This window comes from Corallococcus sp. CA053C, from assembly GCF_003611675.1.
Taxonomy (GTDB): domain Bacteria; phylum Myxococcota; class Myxococcia; order Myxococcales; family Myxococcaceae; genus Corallococcus.
In genome coordinates this window covers 1-2,159 of record NZ_RAWA01000720.1, presented here as the reverse complement: position 1 = coordinate 2,159, position 2,159 = coordinate 1, and the positions used below count along the sequence as shown (strand labels likewise).

The following is a 2,159-nucleotide window of genomic DNA, read 5'->3' as shown; positions in this document are numbered from 1 at the left end:
CCCCCGGGCTGCCCCTTCAACGCTGAATTCCTGCCGCCCAACCTGCGCAAGCACGTGGACCCCAACGCCCCCGTGCCCCTGCGGATGATGGCGGCCAAGTCACTGGTGCCGCTCAACCCGTCGGACATGCTGGGCGCCCTCTTCATGCTCACGTTCGACCCGGAGGCGAACGTCCGCGAGACGGCGGCCAAGACGTGCGCGGGGCTGCCGGACCGCATCCTCGGCTCCGCGCTGCGCGACGAGGGCGTGCCGCCGCCCGTGCTGGGCTACTTCCTGGGCCTGTTGAAGGACAAGGAAGCCTACGCGGAGATGCTCGTCCTCAACTCGGAGACGCCGGACGACGCCGTCGCCGCGGTGGCTTCGACGTGCAGCCCGAAGGTGGCGGAGATCATCTCGCAGAACCAGCTGCGCCTGCTGCGCCACGAGGACATCGTCCGCAACCTGTGCCTCAACCCGGGCGCCCCGGCGTCGCTCGTGGACAGCATCTGCGACTTCGCGGTGCGCAGCGGCCTCATCCTCGCGGACGTGCCGGCGATGCAGGCCGCCCGGGTGCGCATCTACGGCCCGCAGGCCGCCGCGGCGCCGCCGGATCCGGGCCCCACGGCCGAGGAGGTCATCGCGGAGTTGGGGACGGCGGCGGACAAGGACGACGAAGCGCCCCTGGAAGAGGGCAAGCGGCTGACGCTCGCCCAGCGCATCATGAAGATGTCCATCGCGGAGAAGATCAAGCTGGCGACGCTGGGCAACAAGGAAGCGCGCACGGCCCTCATCCGCGACACCAACAAGCTCGTCTGCGTGGCCGTCATCCGCAGCCCGCGCATCACCGACGGCGAGGTGCTCGCGAGCGCCGCCAACCGCGCCGTCAACGAGGACGTGCTGCGCGTCATCTACAACAACCGCGAGTGGACGAAGCTCCAGAAGGTGAAGCTCGCGCTGGTGAAGAACCCCAAGGTGCCGCTCACCGTCACCATGAAGTTCCTCAACACGCTGCGCGACGCGGAGCTGAAGGACCTGGCGCGCGACAAGAACGTGCCCGCCGCCGTGCAGTCCTTCGCCAAGAAGCTGCATGAGAAGAAGACCGCCCCCAAGAAGGAGGGCGGCGGTCACTGACGGTCGGGACGGGGGCTCAGGAGGAGAGGGCGGTCATGCCGCGCCTTCCTCCGCTCCAGGAGCCCCGGAAGGGGCCCCTCAATGCCCGGGCCGAAGCCTCAGGCCGCGGCTTCCTCGTCGAGTTCGTCGCCCACGGAGGTGCCGGGCTCGTCGAGCAGCTGCTGCGCGATGGCGAGCGCCTTCTTCGTCTTCTCGCGCAGCTTCTCGTCGCCCTTGATGCGCGCGTAGAGCTTCGTCACGCGCTCGTCGTTGCGCACCGCCGCCTGCTCCAGCTCGGTGATGCGTCCGCGCAGCCCCTCGGCCTCCGAGGCCGCCTGGGCGCCCTGCGCGGACAGGTCCGACTGCGCCTGCTCCAGCTGGGAGCGCAGGCCTTCCACCTCCTGCTGGGCGGCCTCCACCTGGGCGCGCAGGCCCTCGGCCTCCTCGCGCGCCGCCTGGAGGTCCGCGTCCTGCTGGTTCAGCTGGGCCCGCAGGGACTCCACCTCACCCTGGATCGCCTGGGCCTGGGTCTGGTGCTGATCCAGCTCCGCCTGGAGCGTGCCCAGCTTCGCGGTGGCGCCGCGGGCCTCTTCCTTGGCGGTGGCGAGCTGCTGATCCACGCGCTTGCGCTCCGTGGTGAGCTGCTCGGTGCGGCTGGTGAGCGTCTTGATCTGCGCGTCCCGGCGCGACAGCTCCTCGTCGGACGTGCTGGCCTTCTGCTCCAGCTCCAGGTGCTGATCCTTCAGCTCGATGATCTCCTGGTCCTTCTGGTTCAGCTCCGACTTGAGGCGCAGGATCTCCTTGTCGCGCTTGTTGACGGTGTCCCGCAGCGCGAAGGTGTCCTTGTCGTTCTTGCCCACGCTGGAGCGCGACGTCTCCAGCTCCGTCGTCTTCGCCTGGAGTTCGGACTCCAGCGACTGCACGCGCTCTTCCGCCTGCGTCGCCTGTCCGCGCGAGTCCTCCAGCGCGCTCTGCAGCTCCGCCACCTTCGCGCGCAGGTTGCGCAGCTCCGCGACGTCCGCCGCGGAGGGGCCCGTCGCCACCGGGGCCGCCACGGCGGGGCGGGAGAC

Annotated in this window: 1 protein-coding gene and 1 pseudogene; one reads left to right on the top strand and one right to left on the bottom strand. The window is 70.2% G+C overall.

Annotated elements, in window-relative coordinates; all coding sequences use genetic code 11:
• The coding region (locus tag D7V97_RS42545) for a hypothetical protein (protein WP_233583604.1) at nt 1–1,110 on the top strand (1,110 nt) is incomplete at its 5' end.
• Nucleotides 1,111–1,208: 98 nt separating this feature from the next.
• On the opposite strand, the pseudogene D7V97_RS42540 reads toward D7V97_RS42545, so the two are convergent.
• A pseudogene (locus D7V97_RS42540) lies at nt 1,209–2,159 on the bottom strand (hypothetical protein); the annotation flags it as partial.